The sequence below is a fragment of the Alteriqipengyuania abyssalis genome (genome assembly GCF_019857185.1).
In the GTDB taxonomy this organism is placed as follows: Bacteria; Pseudomonadota; Alphaproteobacteria; order Sphingomonadales; family Sphingomonadaceae; genus Alteriqipengyuania; species Alteriqipengyuania abyssalis.
On sequence record NZ_JAHWXP010000001.1, the window covers coordinates 286,589 to 307,214 of the forward strand.

21 protein-coding genes are annotated in these 20,626 nt (G+C 64.2%); 17 read left to right on the plus strand and 4 right to left on the minus strand.

Annotated features, from left to right (window positions below):
* Positions 1 to 90: 90 nt before the first annotated feature.
* The 3 genes from era to lepB all read right to left on the minus strand — a co-directional run bounded on the left by era (position 91) and on the right by lepB (position 2,652).
* Positions 91 to 1,005 carry a GTPase Era gene (gene era / locus KYN89_RS01355; RefSeq protein WP_222823463.1) on the minus strand — a complete coding sequence of 305 codons (915 nt, stop codon included), beginning with the start codon at positions 1,003 to 1,005 and terminating at the stop codon, positions 91 to 93.
* Positions 1,006 to 1,118: 113 nt separating this feature from the next.
* Positions 1,119 to 1,790, minus strand: a complete 672-nt coding sequence (gene rnc, locus KYN89_RS01360) for a ribonuclease III (protein ID WP_222823464.1) — start codon at positions 1,788 to 1,790, stop codon at positions 1,119 to 1,121.
* A gap of 13 nt (positions 1,791 to 1,803) precedes the next feature.
* Complete coding sequence (gene lepB, locus KYN89_RS01365; protein ID WP_222823465.1) at positions 1,804 to 2,652, minus strand: signal peptidase I; 849 nt, start codon at positions 2,650 to 2,652, stop codon at positions 1,804 to 1,806.
* A 51-nt stretch (positions 2,653 to 2,703) separates the two neighbouring features.
* Between lepB and pgi the strand changes: the two genes are divergently transcribed.
* The 3 genes from pgi (at position 2,704) to KYN89_RS01380 (ending at position 5,803) form a co-directional block, all read left to right on the plus strand.
* Positions 2,704 to 4,245 (plus strand): glucose-6-phosphate isomerase, encoded by a 1,542-nt coding sequence (gene pgi, locus KYN89_RS01370; RefSeq protein ID WP_222823466.1) that lies wholly within the window; start codon positions 2,704 to 2,706, stop codon positions 4,243 to 4,245.
* Positions 4,246 to 4,324: 79 nt separating this feature from the next.
* Positions 4,325 to 5,194, plus strand: a complete 870-nt coding sequence (locus KYN89_RS01375) for a restriction endonuclease (RefSeq protein WP_222823467.1) — start codon at positions 4,325 to 4,327, stop codon at positions 5,192 to 5,194.
* A 126-nt stretch (positions 5,195 to 5,320) separates the two neighbouring features.
* Positions 5,321 to 5,803 (plus strand): TspO/MBR family protein, encoded by a 483-nt coding sequence (locus KYN89_RS01380; protein WP_222823468.1) that lies wholly within the window; start codon positions 5,321 to 5,323, stop codon positions 5,801 to 5,803.
* On the opposite strand, the gene KYN89_RS01385 is transcribed toward KYN89_RS01380, so the two are convergent.
* On the minus strand, positions 5,800 to 6,927 hold the full coding sequence (locus KYN89_RS01385; protein WP_222823469.1) for a mechanosensitive ion channel family protein: 1,128 nt from the start codon (positions 6,925 to 6,927) through the stop codon (positions 5,800 to 5,802). The two genes, KYN89_RS01380 and KYN89_RS01385, sit on opposite strands and share 4 nt — an antisense overlap.
* A gap of 260 nt (positions 6,928 to 7,187) precedes the next feature.
* Here KYN89_RS01385 and KYN89_RS01390 point away from each other — a divergent pair, with 260 nt between their 5' ends.
* The 14 genes from KYN89_RS01390 to KYN89_RS01450 all read left to right on the plus strand — a co-directional run bounded on the left by KYN89_RS01390 (position 7,188) and on the right by KYN89_RS01450 (position 20,623).
* The gene (locus tag KYN89_RS01390; RefSeq protein WP_222823470.1) at positions 7,188 to 8,561 is read left to right on the plus strand and encodes a DEAD/DEAH box helicase; all 1,374 of its coding nucleotides are present in this window, start codon (positions 7,188 to 7,190) and stop codon (positions 8,559 to 8,561) included.
* Between the two features lie 48 nt (positions 8,562 to 8,609).
* Entirely contained in the window at positions 8,610 to 9,320 is a 711-nt protein-coding gene (locus KYN89_RS01395) for a CDP-alcohol phosphatidyltransferase family protein (RefSeq protein WP_222823471.1), read from the plus strand.
* Positions 9,321 to 9,396: 76 nt separating this feature from the next.
* On the plus strand, positions 9,397 to 10,752 hold the full coding sequence (gene gorA, locus KYN89_RS01400; protein WP_222823472.1) for a glutathione-disulfide reductase: 1,356 nt from the start codon (positions 9,397 to 9,399) through the stop codon (positions 10,750 to 10,752).
* 140 nt (positions 10,753 to 10,892) lie between these two features.
* Positions 10,893 to 12,425, plus strand: a complete 1,533-nt coding sequence (locus KYN89_RS01405) for an acyl-CoA carboxylase subunit beta (protein WP_222823473.1) — start codon at positions 10,893 to 10,895, stop codon at positions 12,423 to 12,425.
* Positions 12,425 to 12,697, plus strand: a complete 273-nt coding sequence (locus KYN89_RS01410) for a hypothetical protein (RefSeq protein WP_222823474.1) — start codon at positions 12,425 to 12,427, stop codon at positions 12,695 to 12,697. The genes KYN89_RS01405 and KYN89_RS01410 overlap by 1 nt, the downstream gene beginning before the upstream one ends.
* Positions 12,698 to 12,857: 160 nt before the next feature.
* Positions 12,858 to 13,313, plus strand: coding sequence for a methylmalonyl-CoA epimerase (gene mce / locus KYN89_RS01415; RefSeq protein ID WP_222823475.1), 456 nt, complete (start codon positions 12,858 to 12,860; stop codon positions 13,311 to 13,313).
* Positions 13,314 to 13,469: 156 nt separating this feature from the next.
* Positions 13,470 to 14,081 (plus strand): glutathione S-transferase family protein, encoded by a 612-nt coding sequence (locus KYN89_RS01420; RefSeq protein WP_222823476.1) that lies wholly within the window; start codon positions 13,470 to 13,472, stop codon positions 14,079 to 14,081.
* Between the two features lie 8 nt (positions 14,082 to 14,089).
* Positions 14,090 to 16,261, plus strand: coding sequence for a methylmalonyl-CoA mutase (scpA, locus tag KYN89_RS01425; RefSeq protein WP_222823477.1), 2,172 nt, complete (start codon positions 14,090 to 14,092; stop codon positions 16,259 to 16,261).
* 118 nt (positions 16,262 to 16,379) lie between these two features.
* A complete protein-coding gene (locus tag KYN89_RS01430; RefSeq protein WP_054524076.1) occupies positions 16,380 to 16,622 on the plus strand; it encodes a hypothetical protein in 243 nt (80 codons plus the stop codon).
* Between the two features lie 87 nt (positions 16,623 to 16,709).
* Entirely contained in the window at positions 16,710 to 18,002 is a 1,293-nt protein-coding gene (locus KYN89_RS01435; RefSeq protein WP_222823478.1) for an O-acetylhomoserine aminocarboxypropyltransferase, read from the plus strand.
* Positions 18,003 to 18,009: 7 nt separating this feature from the next.
* Positions 18,010 to 18,141 (plus strand): hypothetical protein, encoded by a 132-nt coding sequence (locus KYN89_RS15420; protein ID WP_283248497.1) that lies wholly within the window; start codon positions 18,010 to 18,012, stop codon positions 18,139 to 18,141.
* A 171-nt stretch (positions 18,142 to 18,312) separates the two neighbouring features.
* Positions 18,313 to 18,777 (plus strand): DMT family transporter, encoded by a 465-nt coding sequence (locus tag KYN89_RS01440; protein WP_222823479.1) that lies wholly within the window; start codon positions 18,313 to 18,315, stop codon positions 18,775 to 18,777.
* Complete coding sequence (bioB, locus tag KYN89_RS01445) at positions 18,774 to 19,784, plus strand: biotin synthase BioB (protein WP_222823480.1); 1,011 nt, start codon at positions 18,774 to 18,776, stop codon at positions 19,782 to 19,784. The genes KYN89_RS01440 and bioB overlap by 4 nt, the downstream gene beginning before the upstream one ends.
* Positions 19,781 to 20,623, plus strand: a complete 843-nt coding sequence (locus tag KYN89_RS01450) for an alpha/beta hydrolase (protein WP_248284937.1) — start codon at positions 19,781 to 19,783, stop codon at positions 20,621 to 20,623. The genes bioB and KYN89_RS01450 overlap by 4 nt, the downstream gene beginning before the upstream one ends.
* Positions 20,624 to 20,626: the final 3 nt, after the last annotated feature.

Genomic DNA, 20,626 nt, shown 5'->3' on the forward strand with positions numbered 1-20,626 from the left:
TCCGGTCGAGACGTCATGGCTTTCATACCGATGTGACGGAGACGAGAGCTGAATGCCTTTGTTCCACGCGGGCAAGGCGCGGGCGAAGCATCACTTGGTCCAGTCGAGCCCGATTTCCTCGAACATTTCCTTGTCTTCGGCCCAGTTTTCGGTCGCCTTGACGTGCAGGAAGAGGTGGACCTTGCGGCCCAGTAGCTCGCTCAGCTCCTCGCGCGCGGCCTGACCGATCGACTTGATCTTGCTGCCACCCTTGCCGAGCACGATCATCCGCTGGTTGTCGCGCGCGACGATGATCTGCTGGTGGATCTCGACGCTGCCATCCTTGCGTTCGACATATTTCTCGGGCCGCACCATGGAGTCGTAGGGCAGTTCCTCGTGCAGCTGGCGATAGAGCTGCTCGCGGGTGATTTCCGTGGCGAGCAGGCGTTCGGAGGCGTCGGAGACCTGGTCTTCCGGGTACATCCACTCGCCCTCGGGCATCTCTGCGGCGAGCGCGTCCTTCAGCTCGACCACACCGTCGCCGGTCAGCGCGGAGATGAAATAGATCTCCGCGAAGTCGACCTTGGTCGAAAGCTCCTGCGCCAGCGCCAGCAGGGGCTCCTTCTTGGCGATGTCGACCTTGTTGAGGACGAGGATCTTCTTCTCGGGCCGCTGGGCAAGCTGTTCGATCAGCGGCTCCAGCTCGTGCCGGCGCTGCTTGATCGGGTCGACCAGCAGCAGCACTGCATCGGCGCTTTCCGCGCCTTCCCACGCCGCGTTGACCATCGCGCGATCCAGCCGCCGCTTGGGCGCGAAGATGCCGGGCGTGTCGACCAGGATCATCTGCGTGTTGGCGTCGTCGTTCTCGTGCAATGCGATGCCGAGCATCCGCGCGCGGGTGGTCTGCGCCTTGGCGCTGACGATCGCGACCTTCTGGCCGACCAGCGCGTTGACCAGCGTGGACTTGCCGGCGTTCGGAGCGCCCAGCACCGCAACGACGCCGCATTTGGTAGATGTATCAGTCATAGAACCTTTTCTGCTCCCCCTTGAGGGGAGGTCGGGTGGAGGTGGGTCCATACTTCGCAGGGTGGTACATCCACCCTAGCCATTCTCCTGCATAGGCAGGGGAGTCGAAGCGGTCAGCCATACTGCTCCATAAACGCTTTTGCCGCCGCCGTCTCGGCTTCCTGCTTGCTGTTGGCGGTGGCTTGTGCATCGCCGACATTCTTCACCGAGACGCGCACGGTAAAGCGCGCCGCGTGATCGGGGCCGGAGCGGTCGATCAGCGCGTATTCGGGCGGCTTGCGGCGGTTGCCCGCGGCCCATTCCTGCAGCGCGGACTTGGGATGCTTGGCCCGGCCGGCATCGCCTTCGACCGCCTCGTTCCAAAGCTTGCGGACCAGCGCCCGCGCGCTTTCAAAGCCATCCTCGCGCAGTTGCGCGCCGAGCAGCGATTCCATCACATCGCCGAGGATATTGCTGCTTTGCGCTCCGCCATCCTCGCGCGCCTGCCGGCCCAGCCGCAGGTGGTCGGGCACGCCGATGCTGCGGGCGACCTTGGCGCAGGCACCCTTGCTGACGAGCGCGTTCAGCCGCTGCGCCAGCGTGCCTTCGCTGGCGCTGTTCTGGTTTTCGAACAGCCATTCGGCGATCGCGAGGCCGAGCACGCGGTCGCCGAGAAACTCCAGGCGCTGGTAATCGCGCCCTTCGCCCAGGCTGCCGTGGGTCAGCGCCTCGGTCCACAGGGCCTCGTCGCGCGCGGCAAAGCCGTTCGCGACCAGCCATGCCTTCGTCTCTTTCCAGTCAGTCATTCGGCCTCAACGCTCATAGGGCTTGCGCGGTCCTGTTGCTTCGCAGGCTGGAGAACCAGCTGCCCGGATCGGCCCACCGCGCGCTGCCATCGGTCGACCAGAGCACCGCGCCGGGCTGGCCGATCAGCAGATCCTGCCTCACGAAACCGACACCCCCGCCGGGCAGGGCGGGGAAGCGGCTGTCCATCGAATTGTCGCGGTTGTCGCCCAGCAGGAACAGCGATCCTTCGGGTACGGTGCGCGGGCCCCAGTTGTCCTGCGGGGTGGGGCCGAAATCGAGTACCTCGTAGCTGACGCCCGACGGCAGATATTCGCGGTTGCGGCGATAGCGGCAGTCTGCGCCGCCGGCAGGCCTCGCCTCCTCGCGTCCGCCCCAGCCACATGGCGCATCGGGGCTGACCGGGATGATCGCATCATCGGTCGCCGACTGGCTCAGGAGCTGGCCGTTGAGGACGACGTAGCCATTGCGCAGCTCCACCTCGTCGCCCGGCAGGCCGATCACCCGCTTCACGTAATCGCTGCCGTCGACCGGATGCTTGAAGATCACCACATCGCCGCGCTGCGGCTGATGCGCGAACCAGCGCCCGGGGATCAGCGGCAGGTCGAAGGGCAGCGAGTTGCTCGAATAGCCGTAGGGCCATTTCTTCGCCGCGATCGTGTCGCCCGGCAGCAGGCCGGGCATCATGCTTTCGCTGGGAATCGTGAACAGGGAAAAGGCGAAGGTGCGCAGGGCCAGGGCCAGGATGACCGCCAGCAGCACGAATTGCAGCAGGTTGACCATGCCGCCGCCCGCCGCCCGATTGCGCCCGCGCGCATCGTCCGCATCCCGGCGCGGCTCGCCTGCTTCGCCCTTTTCATCCATCGGCGCAGCACCTAGTCCCGGTTGACAGGCAGGCAACAGGATTTTGAGCACATGAGCGATAGCAGGACAGCAGCGTGGCAGCAGATCGAAGCTTTGCCGCAGGAAACTCTGGGCGATCTGTTCGCCGGTGACGATGCGCGGGTCGATCGCCTGTCCGGCCGGATCGGCTGGGGCGAGGGCGAGGACGCGGCGGGCATCCGTTTCGACTGGTCCAAGACGCACCTGACCGACGATCTGCTCGCCGGGTTCGAGGCGCTGGCCGAGGCGAGCGATTTCACCGCCAAGCGCGCCGCGCTGTTCGCGGGCGATACGATCAACGTCACCGAAGGCCGCGCCGCCGAACATACCGCACAGCGCGGCTTCGGCAGCGAGGCGAGCGTGGAGGAAGCGCAGGCGCTGCTCGCGCGCATGCAGATGCTGGTCGAGGCGATCCGCGAGGGCGCGCTGGGCCAGATCAAACACCTGATCCATATCGGCATCGGCGGCTCCGCGCTCGGCCCAGCGCTGGCGATCAATGCGCTGACCCGCGACCTGTCCTACGTCGATTGCCACGTGGTCTCGAATATCGACGGGGTCGCGCTGGAGGCGGCGTTCGAGGCGTGCGACCCGGCGACCACGCTGATCGCGGTCGCGTCCAAGACCTTCACCACGATCGAGACGATGACCAATGCCGACAGCGCGCTTACCTGGCTGCGCGAGAACGGCGTCGCCGATCCACACGGGCGGGTGGTCGCACTGACCGCCAATCCGGAGCGGGCGGTGGAGTGGGGCGTCGACGAAACGCGCGTCCTGCCGTTCATGGAATCTGTCGGCGGGCGCTACTCGCTATGGTCGAGCATCGGCTTCCCCGTCGCGCTGGCCGCGGGGCTGGACGAGTTTGCCGCGATGCTGGACGGCGCGGCGGCGGTCGATGAGCATTTCGCGAATACCGACGGGCGCGACAACCTGTGCCTGCGTGCGGCGTTCGCGGACCAGTACTATGCCCGCGTGCGCGGCTGCCAGACCCGCGCGGTGTTCGCCTATGACGAGCGGCTGGCGCTCTTCCCCAGCTATCTCCAGCAGCTGGAGATGGAGAGCAACGGCAAGCGCGTGACCTCGCAAGGCGAGCCCGTCGGCGGCCCGACTGCGCCGATCACATGGGGCGGGGTGGGGACCGACGCGCAGCACGCGGTGTTCCAGCTGCTGCATCAGGGCACGCACATGGTCCCGGTCGATTTTATCGCCAGCATCGCGCCGGGAGACGCGCTCAACCCCGCGCATCACCGCATCCTGCTGACCAACTGCTTCGCGCAGGGCGCGGCGCTGATGGCGGGCGGCAACATGAGCGCCGACGGCAAGGACCCCGCGCGCGAATTCCCCGGCAACCGCCCCAGCGCCACGATCCTGTGCGACGATCTCGACGCGGCGACGCTCGGCGCCCTCATCGCCTTCCACGAACACCGCACTTTTGCGAATGCCGTTCTGATGGGCATCAACCCCTTCGACCAGTTCGGCGTCGAGCTGGGCAAGAAGATGGCCAAGGATATCGACGGCGGCGCGGCGGAGTTCGATGCGAGCACCAAGGCGCTGCTGGAGGCGAGCGGGTTGGGGTGAGGCAAGTTGCCAGCTGAACAAATCAGCTTATGTAAGTTCCATGCCTAGTGCTCCGGACTTTCCGCTGGACCTCCGAGAGATGATGCACGACTGCATTCTCGAGATCTTCTGGCCGAAGAAAAAAATTGCCGAGTTTTTGGTAGGGGCAGGATGCCCTAAAGCGTATCTGCCTTCATTGCTAGAATCCAGTCGTCATGAAGTCGTTGTTCATGCATTCTCGCGGTTAGGTGCACGCGATGACCGGGGTTATTCGGTTTTTCAGACGCTCTTAGATCGGCTTGTAAATTGGTCCTACTTTGATCCTTATTGGTTCAAGACAATGGGAAAGCTCGATGAGACATCTGCGCGGCAGAAACTGCACGATCTCAAGGAAAGTGTAGCGAACAGAAATGCTGCAACGACGCAGCAGCGGTCTCGCGCGATGGCTTCGCGGAAGTCGGTGGACAAATCGGCAAGCCTCAAAAACCTCAAGAAGGCGTTCGTTGAGATCTATGGTGAAGGAATGACAGCGCAAGCACGCGGTCATTTGTTTGAGAAGTTTTTGAAGCTGATATTCGACGTAAATGAAATTCCGATGGGAGAGCCGTTCCGGATAGTAGGGGAGCAAATTGACGGATCATTCAAATTTGAGGGGGAGAACTACATCGTCGAAGCGAAGTGGCAGGACCCAGTTTCAAGTACCAGTCAGCTTTATACGTTTGCGCACAAGGTTGATGGAAAGATGCATGGTCGCGGTGTGTTCATATCGGTTAATGCATTCTCCAACGAAGCAATTGAGGCGATTGTTCGCGGAAAACACATTCAGACTATCTTGGTAGACGGCGAGGACCTCTCGTTCATTCTTGAGGGTCAGGTCTCGTTGACTGAGCTCATCGATTATAAGGTCAGAGCCGCGCAGACTCGCGGAGACGTTTACGTGTGCGCGGTGCGTCGCGAGAGCAAGATCTAAGGCGCTGCGTCGTCTCGTTCCTCATTCAGTTTGGGACTTTTCTGGCCCTGCAAACTTTCAATCACACGCGCTGCGCCAAAGATAGCGCGATTGCCACGCACCCCGCGCGGGCGTAGCGTCATGCCCATGACCTTCCCGATCATCTTCGCCGTCGTCTGGGCGCTGATCCTTGCTGGCGGCGGTGGGCTGCTGACCACGATCGGCGAGTGGTATCACAACCTCGAAAAGCCCAGCTGGCAGCCGCCCGACTGGCTGTTCGGCCCGGCGTGGACGATCATCCTCGCGCTGGCCGCATGGGCCTTTGTGCTCGGCTGGAACGGCGCACCCGAGGGGGATCGCCCGCTGCTGATCGGCCTCTACCTTGCCAACGGGCTGTTCCATTTCCTCTGGTCGCCGCTGTTCTTCACCGCCAAGCGGCCCGACTGGGCGCTGATCGAAGTGCCGTTCCTGTGGCTCTCCGTCCTCGCGCTGACCATTTTCCTGCGCGAATGGTCGGTCGCGGCGAGCTGGATGATCGTGCCCTATCTGGTGTGGGTCAGCTTCGCGGCGATCCTCAACTGGAAGATCGTGAAGCTGAACGGGCCGTTCGGGCGCAAGGCCGCCGCCTAGGCGCCTTCTTCCGCGTCCGCCGCCTCCACCAGCCGCAATGTGGCGAAATCCTGCGGCCGGTTGTCCGCCAGCCACTCCATCATGCCTTCGCGGATATCGCAGCGAAGGTCGAACAAAGTGGGCGAGTTCTTCGCGCTCATCAGCAGGCGCACTTCCTTGGAATCGCGCGTGGTGTCGGTGACCTGCACCACCTTCACGCGGCCGTCCCAGCGCTCGTTCGCTTCGACCTGCCGGAAGAACTCCTCGCGGATCGGGCCGATCTTGGCTTTGGGGTCGAGATGGAGGAACACCGTGCCCAGCAGGTTGGCGGTCTGCTTGGTCCAGTTCTGGAAGGGTTTTTCGAGGAAATAGCTGGTCGGCACCACCAGCCGCCGCTCGTCCCAGATCTTCACCACGACGTAGGTCGTGCGGATATCCTCGATCCAGCCCCATTCGCCTTCGAGCACCACGGCATCGTCAATATTGATCGGCTCGGTCAGCGCCATCTGTACGCCCGCGATCAGCGATTTGAGCGCAGGCTGCGCAGCGGCGCCCACGGCGAGGCCCGCGAGCCCGGCAGAGGCCACCAGCGTCACCCCGATATCGCGCACGCCGGGGATCGCCAGCAGCATCAGGCCCACGGTGACGAACACGATGATGAAGGTCGCGATACGGTTGAACATCGTCAGCTTGGTGCGCTTGCGGCGGGCCTTGAGGTTATCCGCGACCGAAATATCGGCCTTCAGCTTCGCCGCCTCGACCAGCGCGCGCACGATCGCCAGCACCATCCAGCCGACCACGGCGGGCAGCACGAAGGTGGCGATGTCGGCCCACACCTCGCGCAATTCCGGCACGTAGCGCGCCGCGCCCATCAGCGCGAGGACCACGATGGCGAGACGGGTGGGGCGGTAAAGGTGCCGCACCACGATATCGTCGCTCGACTGGTCGGTCCGGCGCGCGATCCGGCGCAGCACGAAAAACAGCAGGGCGTGCAGGCCCAGTGCTGCGGCCACCGCAATGCCCGCGGCGAGCGCCGCGTGGAGCGGATCGGCAAGCAGACCGGCGCTTTGCTCTACCGTGTTCTCGATGCTGTCGGTGATGGATCCGATGGCTCCCGCCTCCCTCGATGCGTCTCGACCCTTCAACGCGGTGCCAGCGCGAGCGTTTCGCGCGGGCAACGTCTTCGATTGACTTTTTTGCCGCGATGCACCATCTGCCGCAAGACCGAAGCGCAACTGCCAGCGTGAAGCGTCCGCCGCGCGATGCGAGCGGCCCCGGCAGCGCCTCGATTATTTCCAGACTTCCCTTTTCACGCGGGCGGTTACAACCCCTGCGATCGCGCGCGGACTCCGTTTGTATCGGGTGTGCGGCGCGAAACGCATTTAATGCGAGTCACATACCTCACATGACCAAGTTCACCGACCTCGGGCTGTCGCAGCCCGTTCTCCAGGCCCTCGACATGAAGGGCTATACCGAGCCCACGCCGATCCAGGCGCAGGCCATTCCCCCCGTTCTCGAAGGCCGCGACCTGCTCGGCATTGCGCAGACCGGCACCGGCAAGACCGCCGCGTTCATGCTGCCCAGCATCGATCGTCTGCGCGAGGCCGAGAATCAGACCCCGTTCAAGTCGTGCCGCATGCTGGTGCTCGCGCCGACGCGCGAACTGGCCGGGCAGATCGCCCAGAGCGCCAAGGATTACGGCGCGCTCGCGGGCCTCAAGGTGCAGTCGATCGTCGGCGGCACCTCGGTCAACAAGGACCGTAACAAGCTGCACCGCGGGACCGACATCCTCGTCGCGACGCCGGGCCGCCTGCTCGACCTGATCGACCAGCGCGCCTTCACGCTCGACAAGGTCGAGATCCTGGTGCTCGACGAAGCGGACCAGATGCTGGACCTCGGCTTCATCCACGCGCTGCGCAAGATCAACGAACTGACGCCGAAGGACCGCCAGACGCTGTTCTTCAGCGCGACCATGCCCAAGGCGATCAAGGATCTGGTCAGCCAGTATTGCCGCAACCCGGCGCAGGTTTCGGTCACGCCCGAAAGCACCACGGCGGAGCGGATCGAGCAGTTCCTGTTCATGGTCCAGCAGGACGAGAAGCAGAGTCTGCTCGAACTGATCCTGTCGGGTCGCCATGAAATCCCCGGCAAGCTGGAGCGTGTCCTCGTCTTCGCGCGGACCAAGCATGGCTGCGACCGTGTGGTGAAGAAGCTGGCGCAGGTCGGCATCCCCGCCAACGCGATCCACGGCAACAAGAGCCAGCCGCAGCGTGAACGTGCGCTCGACGAGTTCAAGCGGGCGAAGACCCCGGTGCTGGTGGCGACCGATGTCGCCGCGCGCGGGATCGACATCCCCGGCGTCAGCCACGTCATCAACTACGAACTGCCCAACGTGCCCGAGCAATATGTGCACCGCATCGGGCGGACCGCGCGTGCGGGAGCCGACGGCATCGCCATCGCCTTCTGCGCCGAGGATGAGCGGCAGTACCTGAAGGATATCCGCAAGACGACCGATGCCGAGTTCGAGCGTCTGCCGCTGCCGGACAATTTCCGCGCGGTTGTGGAAGGCGTCGGCCCGACCAAGCCTGCGCCCAAGCAGCAGCGCGGCCAGCGCGTGAAGCCCCGTCCGATCGGCGACGGTGCGCGCAAGCCCAAGGCCAAGCATCCCGCGCGCAAGGGCAAGCCACAGGGCGCCGGTCAGGGCCGTGGCGGCCCGGGTGGCGGCCAGCGTCGCCGCAACAACCGCTCAGGCGGTCAGCGTTCGGGCGGGCAGGGCTAAAAGCGCGACGCTTGCACGCGCCGCAAGGCAGGCTGATACACTGCTTGGATGACCTCAGTGAATTCGACCAATAAATCGCTTCCCCCCGACGCGCAGCCGATCGAGCGCGTGCAGCAGAACATGCTCGCACGCGGGGAGCGGTGGTTGCTCAACCGGCTGTGCGCGCGCATGCCCCGGTGGGTGACGCCCGACATGCTGACCTTCGCCGGGATGGCCGGCGCGCTGGCGATCTTTGCCGGCTATGCCGCCAGCAATCTTGGCGATGGGTGGCTGTGGCTGTCCATCGCCGGATACGTGGTCCACTGGTTCGGCGACTCGCTCGACGGGAGTCTGGCGCGCTTTCGCGGGATCGAGCGGCCACGTTACGGCTATTTCCTCGACCATAGCTGCGATGGGCTGGCGACCACGCTGGTCGTGCTGGGGCTGGGCGCCTCTGGCTATGTCCAGCTCGAGGTCGCGCTGGTGGCACTGGCGGGGTATTTGCTGATGTCGATCCACGCGTTTCTCTCGGTCAGGGTGATGGGCGAACTGCGCCTGTCCTATCTCAAGGCCGGGCCGACCGAGCTGCGGCTGATCCTGATCGGGCTGACGCTTGCCATGATCGTGCTGGGGCCGACCCCGCTGATCGGCGTGTTCACGGGGTTCGACATGTTCGTGGGGGCAGTCGGCGTGCTGCTGATCGGCCTGTTTGCGGCACAGACCGCCTCCACCGCGCGCAAGCTGGCGCTCGAAGAACCGCCGGTTCGATACCCCCGATAGGCAAACGCAGGACGCTGCCGGTTGGCAATCGCCATCCGCAGGGCCATATCCCGCGCTCTTGCAAGCAGGAGCGCACATGCCCGACACCCAATATGATTACGACCTCTTCACCATCGGCGCAGGCTCCGGCGGGGTCCGCGCATCGCGGGTCAGCGCGGCGCATGGCGCCAAGGTCGCGGTGGCCGAAGAGCACCGGGTCGGCGGCACCTGCGTGATCCGGGGCTGCGTGCCCAAGAAAATGCTCGTCTACGGCGCGCATTTTGCCGAGGATCTGGAAGACTGCCAGCGCTTTGGCTGGGACATCGGCGAGCGCAAGTTCGACTGGAAAACCTTGCGCGACAACGTGCTGGAGGACGTCACCCGGATCGAGGGGGCTTATACCAACACGCTTGAAAGCCATGACGTGGAGATCTTCAAGGAACGCGCCGAAATCACCGGCCCGCACGAGATTACTCTGGCGAGCGGGCGGAAGGTCACCGCAAAGCACATCCTGATCGCCACCGGCGCACGGCCCCGGATGCCCGAATGCGAGGGCGCGGAACACGCGATCTCGTCCAACGAGGCGTTCCATCTCGACGAGCTGCCCAAGAAGATCATCATCGCCGGCGGCGGCTATATCGCCAACGAGTTCGCGGGCATTTTCAACGAGTTCGGCTGCGATGTTCACATCGTCAACCGCGGCGACCGGCTGCTGCGCAGCTATGACGAAGCGGTGCGTGACCGTCTGTTGCAGATCAGCACGATGAAGGGGATCAAGTTCCGCTTCAACACGCACTTCGAATATATCAAGCCGTGCGATGAAGGCGGCTATTTCGTGAAGCTGTCCGATTGCGACGAGGAAAAGGCGGATCTGGTGATGTTCGCCGTTGGCCGCATTCCCAACACAGAAGGGCTTGGGCTGGAAAACGCCGGGGTCGAGCTGGGCGAGGGCGGCGAGATCAAGGTCGACCGGTTCAGCAAGACCAATGTCGACCACATCTACGCCGTAGGCGACGTGACCGACCGTGTGCAGCTGACCCCGGTCGCGATCCGCGAGGGGCAGGCCTTTGCCGATACCGTGTTCGGCGGCGGAGAGCCCGTCGCGGTCGACCATTCCTGCGTCCCCAGCGCGGTGTTCAGCCACCCGCCCATCGCCGCCGTCGGGATGACCGAGGGTGAGGCGAAGAACCAGCTGGGCAGCGTGAAGGTCTACCTGTCGGACTTCCGCCCGATGAAGAACGTGCTCGCGGGCCGGAACGAGCGCAGCCTGATGAAGATGGTCTGCGACGGCGATTCCGGCCGGATCGTCGGCATCCACATGATCGCGCCCGAAGCGCCCGAAATGATGCAGGCCGCCGCGATCGCGGTGAAGGCCGGCCTGACCAAGGCGGACTTCGATTCGACCGTCGCCATCCACCCGACCATGGCCGAAGAACTGGTCCTTATGCGCTGATCCGGCCCGCAAGTCCGCTTCCTTCATCGAACTGTCTGTTTCGACAGGGAAGCGGCCTTGCGGGGCCGCCCAGCTTGACGCTGCGTCACCTCCATGCCTAACCGCTTGGGCAAAGCGGATTACAGGGAGCGCACGCGCGTATGTCAGCCAATATTGCCGAAATGGAAAAGCGCCGTGAGGCCGCCCGCATGGGCGGGGGTCAGAAGCGGATCGATGCACAGCATGCCAAGGGCAAGCTGACCGCGCGCGAGCGCTTGGACGTGCTGCTGGACGAGGGGAGCTTCGAGGAGCTCGACACCTACGTGGTCCACGACTGCACCGATTTCGGCATGGAAGACCAGCAGATCATGGGCGACGGCGTCGTCACCGGGTCGGGCACGATCAATGGGCGGCTGGTCTACGTCTTCAGCCAGGATTTCACCGTCTTCGGTGGGTCGTTGTCGAAGCGCCATGCGGAGAAGATCTGCAAGGTGATGGACACCGCGATGAAGGTCGGCGCGCCGGTGATCGGCCTCAACGATTCGGGCGGCGCGCGTATTCAGGAAGGCGTGGCCAGCCTCGGCGGCTATGCCGAGGTGTTCCAGCGCAACGTGCTCGCCAGCGGCGTCATCCCGCAGATCAGCGTCATCATGGGGCCGTGCGCGGGCGGCGCGGTTTACAGCCCCGCGATGACCGACTTCATCTTCATGGTGAAGGACAGCTCCTACATGTTCGTCACCGGGCCCGAGGTGGTGAAGACCGTCACCAACGAAGTCGTCACGCAGGAAGAGCTGGGCGGGGCGGTGACGCACACCACCAAGACATCTGTGGCCGACGACGCGTTCGAGAACGACATCGAAACGCTGATGGCCACGCGCCGCTTCTTCGACTTCCTCCCGCTGTCGAACCGCGAGCCGGTGCCCGAAATGCCGAGCAACGACCCGTGGGACCGGCGCGAGGACAGCCTCGACACGCTGATCCCCGACAATGCCAACCAGCCCTACGACATGCACGAGGTGATTTCGAAGACGCTCGACGATGGCGACTTCTTCGAGATCCAGCCCAAGCATGCGGGCAACATCATCTGCGGCTTCGGACGCGTGGAGGGCCGCACCGTGGGCGTCGTCGCCAACCAGCCGATGGTGCTGGCGGGCGTGCTCGACATCAATTCCTCCAAGAAAGCCGCGCGCTTCGTGCGCTTCTGCGATGCGTTCGACATTCCGATCGTGACTTTCGTCGACGTGCCCGGCTTCCTCCCCGGCACCAGCCAGGAACTGGGCGGCATCATCAAGCACGGCGCCAAGCTGCTGTTCGCCTATGCCGAGGCGACCGTGCCCAAGATCACCGTCATCACCCGCAAGGCCTATGGCGGCGCGTACGACGTGATGGCGTCCAAACACCTGCGCGGCGACCTCAACTACGCGTGGCCGACTGCCGAGATCGCGGTGATGGGCGCCAAGGGCGCGGTGGAGATCATCTTCCGCCAGGACCGCGACGATCCCGAAAAGATCGCCGAGAAGACCAAGGAATACGAAGACCGCTTCGCCAACCCCTTCGTCGCCGCCTCACGCGGTTATATCGACGAGGTCATCTACCCGCACTCGACGCGGCGACGGATCGCGCTGGGACTGCGCAAGCTGCGCGGGAAGGAGCTGAGCAACCCGTGGAAGAAGCACGATAATATCCCGCTGTGATGGAGCGTTCAGAACTTCTTGCGCTGGCGAACAAACTTGACGCTGATGATTCTGAGGAAGCTGCTGATTTCCTCCTCAAGCACTTCGTCTCGGATCGTGGCGAAATCCATATCGAGGGCGACGATGACGGCCTCAAACATTTGGTTTCACAAATTTTGCGCCTGCTGGCTCGCGATCACTTTGACGGGATTCATCAGGATTTTGATATCGGCGCACCTTCGGACGAGGGGTCTTGTCGGATGACCATTCTGCGCAAGGAAGCAGGCGATTGAAAGTCGGCCGTCTCAAGCGTCATTACGAGGCGACGTGGTTTGAGATTTTGTGTCACCCTGAACTTGTTTCAGGGTCCAGCCGCGGGAACGCGCGGGCATTGCAGGAGGAAGACTGGATGCTGAAACAAGTTCAGCATGACGAATTGACAGGAGCAGACGCATGAAACTCGGCCGTCTCAATCATATCGGCGTCGCGACGCCTTCGATCGCGGACTCCATTGCCTATTACCGCGACACGATGGGCGCGGTGCGGATCAACGAGCCGTTCGACCTGCCCGAACAGGGCGTGAAGGTCTGCTTCGTCGATACGCCCGACGCCGCGGGGGAGGTCGGCAAGGGCACGCAGATCGAGCTGATCGAGCCGTTCGACGAGGCGAGCCCGATCAACGGCTTCCTCGCCAAGAACCCCGCCGGCGGCCAGCACCATGTCTGCTACGAGGTGGAAGACATCGAGGCTGCGCGCGAGTGGTTCGAGGGGAAGGGCAAGCGCATCCTCGGCCCCACGCGCATCGGCGCGCACGGCACGCCGATTTTCTTCCTCCACCCCAAGGACATGATGGGCCAGCTGACCGAGATCATGGAGACGCCCAAGGAGGGCGCGCACTGGTCGAACTGACCCGATAGCCCTCTCCCCATGTGGGGAGAGGGTTGGGAGAGGGGAGGTCGACGCGTCGAACGCTGTACGCCCCTCTCCAAGCGTCGCCAGGCCGCTTCGCGACCGGGCTTTGCTATCCTCTCCCCGCACGGGGAGAGGGATAAGGAGAGGATGCCGATGCTTTTCTACGACAGCGCCATGCCCGCACCCAATCCGCGCCGCGTGCGCATTTTTGCAGCGGAGAAGGGCATCGAGCTACCCTCCAGGCAGGTCTCGATCCCGCAGCGCGAGCAGAAAGCGCCCGATTTTCTCGCGAAGAACCCGCGCGGGCAGACGCCGATCCTCGAGCTCGACGATGGCACCGTGATCGCCGAAAGCGTCGCGATCATGCGCTATCTCGAAGGGCTGCATCCAGAACCGCCGCTGTTCGGCACGACCCCGCTGGGAAGCGCGCAGGTCGAGATGTGGAGCCGCCGGGTCGAGATGAACCTGATGACCGCAGTGGGCGCGGTGTGGGTCCACACGCATCGCTTCACCGCCGCGCTGCCCGGCCGGAACGAGGCGTGGGGCGAGGCCAACCGGCCCCGCGTCGCCGACGCGTTCCGTTTCTTCGACCAGTCGCTCGCAGGGCGGGACTTCCTCGCCACGGATGGTTACACCGTGGCCGACATACTGCTGCTGACCACCGCCGATTTCGCAGATTTCATAGGTTGTGGAATGCCGCAGGATTGCGAAAACCTGCGCGACTGGCACCAGCGTGTGTCCGCCCGACCAAGTGCACAAGCCTGAGTGGAATTATGACCGACAAGACCCCGACCCCCACGGCAACCTACGCTGACTGGCACGCCAAGGCCGACAAGGAAGTGAAGGGCCGCGACCTGACCTGGCACACGCTGGAAGGCTTCGATGTGAAGCCGCTCTACACGGCGGAAGATACGCAGGGCATCGATCCCGGCCTGCCCGGTTTCGAGCCCTTCACGCGCGGGCCCTATGCCAGCATGTACACCGGCCGTCCGTGGACCATCCGCCAGTATGCGGGCTTCTCCACCGCCGAGGAATCGAACGCCTTCTACCGCCGCAACCTCGCCGCCGGGCAGAAGGGACTGAGCGTTGCGTTCGATCTCGCCACGCACCGGGGCTATGACAGCGACCACCCGCGCGTGGTCGGCGATGTCGGCAAAGCGGGCGTCGCGATCGACACCGTGGCGGACATGCAGATCCTGTTCGACCAGATCCCGCTCGACACGATGAGCGTGTCGATGACGATGAACGGCGCGGTGATCCCCGTGCTGGCGTTTTACATCGTTGCGGCGGAGCGCTCGGGCGTGTCGCAGGACAAGCTTTCCGGGACCATCCAGAACGACATCCTCAAGGAGTTCATGGTCCGCAACACCTATATCTACCCGCCCGAGCCGAGCATGCGGATCGTGAGCGACATCATCGCCTACACCTCCGACCATATGCCGCGCTTCAACAGCATCTCGATTTCGGGCTATCACATGCACGAAGCTGGCGCGACGGCGGTGCAGGAGCTCGCTTTCACCATCGCCGACGGCAAGGAATACGCCCAGCGGGCGATGGATACCGGGCTCGATATCGACGCCTTCGCTCCGCGCCTTTCGTTCTTCTGGGGCATCGGGATGAACTTCTTCATGGAGATCGCCAAGATGCGCGCGGCGCGTGCATTGTGGCACGACGTGATGGAAGGGCTGGGCGCGAAGGACCCCAAGTCCAAGATGCTGCGCACGCACTGCCAGACCTCGGGCGTGTCTCTGCAGGAGCAGGACCCGTACAACAACGTCATCCGCACCACGATCGAGGCGATGGCGGCGGTGCTGGGCGGCACGCAGTCGCTCCACACCAACGCGCTCGATGAAGCCATCGCGCTGCCGACCGACTTCTCCGCCCGCATCGCGCGCAACACGCAGCTGGTGCTGGAGGAAGAGACCGGCATCACCAACGTCGCCGATCCGCTGGGCGGTTCGTATTATGTCGAGGCGCTGACCGCCAAGCTGGTCGAAGAAGCGAAGAAGATCATCGACGAGGTCGACGCGGCGGGCGGGATGACCAAGTTCGTCGCCACGGGTGAACCCAAGCGGCGGATCGAACAGGCGGCTGCGGAAAAGCAGACCAATGTCGACCGCGGCGAGACGGTGATCGTCGGCGTCAACAAGTACCGGCGCGACAAGGAAGACGAGATCGAGACGCTCGATATCGACAACCACAAGGTCCGCCAGTCGCAGATCGCGCGGCTGGAGAAGGTTCGCTCACAGCGCGACGAAATGGCCTGCCAGGCCGCGCTCGATGCGCTCGCACGCGGCGCGGGCCAGAAGGAAGGCAACCTGCTGGCACTCGCGGTGGAGGCCGCGCGTCACGACGCGACGCTGGGCGAGATTTCCAGCGCGATGGAAGACGTCTTCGGCCGCTACGACACCAAGCCGACCCCGGTGAAGGGCGTCTATTCCAAGGCCTATGCTGCGGATAACCGCTACCAGCAGGTCGTCCAGGGTGTCGACGCGGTCGAGCAGCGGCTGGGCCGCAAGCCCAAGATCATGATCGCCAAGATGGGCCAGGACGGCCACGATCGCGGCGCCAACGTGATCGCGAGTGCCTTCGCCGACATGGGTTTCGACGTGGTCAGCGGTCCGCTGTTCCAGACCCCGCAGGAAACGCTCGAAATGGCGCTGGCCGAGGGTGTCGACGCGATCGGCGCGTCTTCGCTCGCGGCGGGCCACAAGACGCTGATCCCTGAGCTGATCCGGCTGCTCAAGGACGCGGGCCGCGCCGATATCAAAGTGACCGCCGGTGGGGTGATCCCGCAGAGCGACTATCAGTTCCTGCGCGATGCAGGCGTGCAAGGCATCTACGGCCCCGGCTCCAACGTGGTCGAATGCGCGGCGGATATGCTGCGCCTCCTCGGCCACAACATGCCCCCGCCCGATGACGAGCTGGACGAGGCGGCGGAGTGATCTTCGCCTCCCTCGTCACCCCGGACTTGATCCGGGGTCCCGCTTCTCCTTCATTGCATTTGCAAGGGAAGCGGGACCCCCGCCTGCGCGGGGGTGACGAAGTAGAGGAGGTTGCTGAATGAACAGGCTCATCGCTCTCGGATTGGCGTTCTTCATCGCTGTAAATCTTCTGATCACGCTCGCGTACGGGCTGCTTTGGCCGTACCTCTACGACTTGAACATCATCTCTTGGGATAGCCATGCACGCTTCTGGTTCGAGCTCATTTTTCACGGTGCCGTTGCGGCCATAATCGGACTTCCATTCTGCATTTGGTTCGCTCGTCGGATTTCGAAATCTGCAAGTGCTGCGTGCGATCGTTGAGACCAACTCGCCCCCACTCGACCCGCCAAGCCTCACAATAGCGCTCCCCTCAGCACCTACCCACACCGACCAAACGGAACTCTCTCGATGACCGATCTCCACCCGGAAACCCTTGCCGTCCACGCCGGGTGCGAGCCCGATCCGACCACGAACGCACGGATCACGCCGATCTACCAGACGGCGAGCTATGTGTTCGACAGCCCGGATCACGCGGCCAACCTGTTCTCGCTCTCCGAATTCGGGAACATCTATTCGCGGATCATGAACCCCACCAACGACGCGCTGGAGAAGAAAGTCGCGGCGCTGGAAGGCGGCGTCGGCGCGCTGGGCGTCGCGTCTGGCCATGCCGCGCAGCTGATCGCGTTCCACACACTGATGGAGCCGGGGTGCAATATCGTCGCGGCGAGGAAGCTGTATGGCGGATCGCTCAACCAGATGGGCGAGGCGTTTCTCAAGTTCGGTTGGGAAACCCGCTTCGTCGATGCCGACGACCCCGAGAACATCCGCGCCGCGATGGACGACAAGACGCGCTGCGTCTTCATCGAAAGCCTCGCCAATCCGGGCGGCGTGGTCAGCGATATTTCCGCGATTGCGGACGTCGCCCACGCGGGCGGTGTGCCGCTGATCGTGGACAACACCATGGCGACGCCTGCGCTGTGCAGGCCGTTCGATTTCGGTGCGGACATCGTCACCCACTCGACCACCAAGTTCCTCAACGGGCATGGCAATGCGGTCGGCGGCGTGATCGTCGACAGCGGCAAGTTCGACTGGAAGGCGCAAGGCGACAAGTTCGCCGCGCTCACCCGGCCCAACGGATCGTACCACGGTGCGGTGCTGGTCGACGCGCTGGAGCCGGTCGGCCCGATCGCCTTCATCATCGCCTGCCGCGTGCTGGGCCTGCGCGATCTCGGCCCCGCGCTCGCGCCGATGAACGCCTTCCTCGCGCTGACCGGCATGGAAACGCTGCACCTGCGGATGGACCGGCATTGCGACAACGCGCTGGAGCTGGCCGAATGGCTCAAGGGGCACGAGAAGGTCGCGTGGGTTTCCTACGCCGGGCTGCGGGACAGCGACTATCACAGCCTCGCCAACAAGTATCTCGGCGGGCGCGGAGGCGCGGTGTTCACCTTCGGGCTGAAGGGCGGTTACGAGGCGGGCCGGGCGCTGGTTTCCAACGTGAAGCTGTTGAGCCACCTCGCCAATATCGGCGACACCCGCTCGCTGATCATCCACCCCGCCTCGACCACGCACAGCCAGCTGGGCGAAACCGAGCTTATCGCGGCGGGCGCGGGGCCGGACGTGGTCCGCGTGTCGGTCGGGATCGAGAATATCGAGGATATCAAGGCCGACCTCGACCAGGCGCTGGCCGCTGCGGGCTGAGGGCGGGATGTCAGCCGATTGCATCCATTGCGGCCACCCGCGGGGCACGCACCACGCCGGCGGCGACGGCGACCTCGCCTGCGCGGTGAAGGGCTGCGACTGCATCGGCTATGTGGCGAAGGGCAAGGGAAGGGAGTGATTTCTCTTTTTCCGTCACCCCGGACTTGATCCGGGGTCCCGCTTCTTCTTTTGTAAGACTCGGAAAAAAGCGGGACCCCCGCCTGCGCGGGGGTGACGAAACGAGTTCACTCCAGATTCGAGGTATCGAAGTGACCAGGACCCGCACCCACTCGACCTGCGAGGCCGCACAATGAGCGCCCCCCAAAGCGGTGCGAGCTTCCTGCCGATCGCCGCGATGATGTTCGCCGCAGGGCTGGGCATTCCCGTCTTCGCGTCTCTCAATGCCGGGCTGAACCAGCAGCTCGGCAGCCCTATTGCCGCAACCGCAGTCACCTTCGGCATCGGTCTGGTCATCTCGACGACCGTGCTCGCCTTCGTCGGCTTCCCGAGCGCGTCGGACTTCACGCTCGACAGGCCGTGGCTCTATGGCGCCTCGGTCTTCATGTTGTTCTATGCGACCGCGATTGCGTTCTCCGCGCCCAGGATCGGGCTGGGCAACGCGATCTTCTTCGTTCTAACCGGCCAGCTCATCGCGGCTGCGACCATCGACCATTTCGGCCTGCTCGGCGCGATCCAGAGCTCGTTGACGCCCAAGCGCATACTGGGCATCGCCGTGATGGCCGTGGGCCTCTACCTTGCCAGGAAACCCGTATGACCGACATCCGCACCGACTGGACCCGCGAGGAAATCGCAGGGCTGTTCGACCTTCCCTTCACCGAACTGCTGTTTCAGGCGGCGAGCGTTCACCGCGAGAACCATCCGCCCGAACAGGTCCAGCTGTGCACGCTGCTCAGCATCAAAACCGGCGGGTGTCCGGAGGATTGCGGTTATTGCTCGCAGTCGGTGAAGGCCGACAGCGGCGTCGAGGCGACCAAGCTGATGGATGTGCGCGCCGTGCTGCAAACCGCGGCGCAGGCGAAGGATGCTGGCAGCCAGCGGTTCTGCATGGGCGCCGCGTGGCGCAACCCCAAGGACCGCGACATGCCCGCGATTATCGAGATCGTGAAGGGCGTGCGCGAAATGGGGCTGGAGACCTGCATGACGCTGGGCATGCTGACGCCGAAACAGGCGGACATGCTGAAAGAGGCGGGGCTCGACTACTACAATCACAATGTCGACACCGGGCCCGAATATTACGAGCGCGTGATCTCTACCCGTAACTATCAGGACCGGCTCGACACGCTGCAGAACGTGCGCGATGCGGGGATCAACGTGTGCAGTGGCGGGATCGTCGGAATGGGCGAGACGCGCGAGGATCGCGTTGGCTTCGTCCACACGCTCGCCACGCTGGAGAAGCATCCCGAGAGCGTGCCGGTCAATGCGCTGGTGCCGGTCAAGGGCACGGTGTTGGGCGACATGCTGGCCGATACTCCTCTGGCCAAGATCGACGATATCGAATTCGTCCGCACCGTCGCGGTGGCGCGGATCACCATGCCGATGAGCATGGTGCGGCTCTCCGCGGGCCGCGAAAGCATGAGCGAGGCCACGCAGGCGCTGTGCTTCCTCGCGGGCGCGAACTCGATCTTCACCGGCGACAAGCTGCTGACCGCGCCCAATGCGGGCGACGACAGCGACGGCGCGCTGTTCGCCAAGCTGGGGCTGACCCCGCTGATGCAGGAGGAGCCCGCGCGCGCCTGCAAGGTGGCGGAGCCTGCGGAATGAAGATGCTGCTCGCCCTCGCTGCCCTGCTGCTCCCCGGGGGGCTGCTGGCGCAACAGCCGGTCCCCCAAGATGCGGTACCGATCACCATCGGAACGACCTATTACCTCGATTATGCCGAGGGCGATGAGCGGAGGATCAACATCTATGTGCCCAGCGGATATGCGGAGAGCGCGGATGCTTATCCGGTGCTCTACCTGATCGACGGCGGGCTGGATCAGGATTTCCTCCACGTCGTCGGCACGACCGCGCTCAATGCGCTGTGGGGCCGTTCGCAGCCGGTCATCGTGGTCGGTATCCAGACCGACGATCGCCGCGCCGAGCTGATCGGTGACAAGGGAAACGCCGAAGAGCGAAAGCTCTTTCCCACAGCAGGTGACGCGGCGACGTTTCGCGCCTTTATCCGGAACAAGGTGAAGCCGCTGGTCGAAGCCAACTATCGCACCAGCGGCGAAGATGCGGTGATGGGCGAATCGCTCGCGGGACTGTTCATTGCCGAGACCTGGCTGATCGAGCCGGGTCTGTTCGACAAATATGCCGCGATCGACCCGAGCCTGTGGTGGCATGACGTCGCGCTCGGCAAATCGGCGGCGGCTGTGGTGAAGGACGGGCGCCGGCGGGGGCCGATCCTGCTGAGCTTTTCCAATGAAGGCCCGATGACCGAGAAGGGCACGCGGCTGGTGGCAGAGGCCGCTGGCGACAAGGCATGTCTGCTGCCCCGCGACGATCTGACCCACGCGACCGCCTATCACGTGCTGACCCCGCAGGCGCTCCAGTTCCTCTTTCCCACCGGAGCGGAGTTCGATGCGGAGTGGGGCTTCACCGTGGACTGCGCGGGCTAGGCC

What these genes read in the sequence shown, in the direction of transcription:
- KYN89_RS15420 (WP_283248497.1), top strand. Translation starts at nt 18,010, where the DNA reads ATGTCAGCCGATTGCATCCATTGCGGCCACCCGCGGGGCACGCACCAC.
- rnc (WP_222823464.1), bottom strand. Translation starts at nt 1,790, where the DNA reads ATGACTGACTGGAAAGAGACGAAGGCATGGCTGGTCGCGAACGGCTTT.
- KYN89_RS01380 (WP_222823468.1), top strand. Translation starts at nt 5,321, where the DNA reads ATGACCTTCCCGATCATCTTCGCCGTCGTCTGGGCGCTGATCCTTGCT.
- KYN89_RS01435 (WP_222823478.1), top strand. Translation starts at nt 16,710, where the DNA reads ATGACCGATCTCCACCCGGAAACCCTTGCCGTCCACGCCGGGTGCGAG.
- mce (WP_222823475.1), top strand. Translation starts at nt 12,858, where the DNA reads ATGAAACTCGGCCGTCTCAATCATATCGGCGTCGCGACGCCTTCGATC.
- KYN89_RS01405 (WP_222823473.1), top strand. Translation starts at nt 10,893, where the DNA reads ATGTCAGCCAATATTGCCGAAATGGAAAAGCGCCGTGAGGCCGCCCGC.
- KYN89_RS01420 (WP_222823476.1), top strand. Translation starts at nt 13,470, where the DNA reads ATGCTTTTCTACGACAGCGCCATGCCCGCACCCAATCCGCGCCGCGTG.
- KYN89_RS01390 (WP_222823470.1), top strand. Translation starts at nt 7,188, where the DNA reads ATGACCAAGTTCACCGACCTCGGGCTGTCGCAGCCCGTTCTCCAGGCC.
- KYN89_RS01375 (WP_222823467.1), top strand. Translation starts at nt 4,325, where the DNA reads ATGATGCACGACTGCATTCTCGAGATCTTCTGGCCGAAGAAAAAAATT.
- scpA (WP_222823477.1), top strand. Translation starts at nt 14,090, where the DNA reads ATGACCGACAAGACCCCGACCCCCACGGCAACCTACGCTGACTGGCAC.
- KYN89_RS01410 (WP_222823474.1), top strand. Translation starts at nt 12,425, where the DNA reads ATGGAGCGTTCAGAACTTCTTGCGCTGGCGAACAAACTTGACGCTGAT.
- KYN89_RS01395 (WP_222823471.1), top strand. Translation starts at nt 8,610, where the DNA reads ATGACCTCAGTGAATTCGACCAATAAATCGCTTCCCCCCGACGCGCAG.
- KYN89_RS01450 (WP_248284937.1), top strand. Translation starts at nt 19,781, where the DNA reads ATGAAGATGCTGCTCGCCCTCGCTGCCCTGCTGCTCCCCGGGGGGCTG.
- lepB (WP_222823465.1), bottom strand. Translation starts at nt 2,652, where the DNA reads ATGGATGAAAAGGGCGAAGCAGGCGAGCCGCGCCGGGATGCGGACGAT.
- era (WP_222823463.1), bottom strand. Translation starts at nt 1,005, where the DNA reads ATGACTGATACATCTACCAAATGCGGCGTCGTTGCGGTGCTGGGCGCT.
- KYN89_RS01430 (WP_054524076.1), top strand. Translation starts at nt 16,380, where the DNA reads ATGAACAGGCTCATCGCTCTCGGATTGGCGTTCTTCATCGCTGTAAAT.
- pgi (WP_222823466.1), top strand. Translation starts at nt 2,704, where the DNA reads ATGAGCGATAGCAGGACAGCAGCGTGGCAGCAGATCGAAGCTTTGCCG.
- gorA (WP_222823472.1), top strand. Translation starts at nt 9,397, where the DNA reads ATGCCCGACACCCAATATGATTACGACCTCTTCACCATCGGCGCAGGC.
- bioB (WP_222823480.1), top strand. Translation starts at nt 18,774, where the DNA reads ATGACCGACATCCGCACCGACTGGACCCGCGAGGAAATCGCAGGGCTG.
- KYN89_RS01440 (WP_222823479.1), top strand. Translation starts at nt 18,313, where the DNA reads ATGAGCGCCCCCCAAAGCGGTGCGAGCTTCCTGCCGATCGCCGCGATG.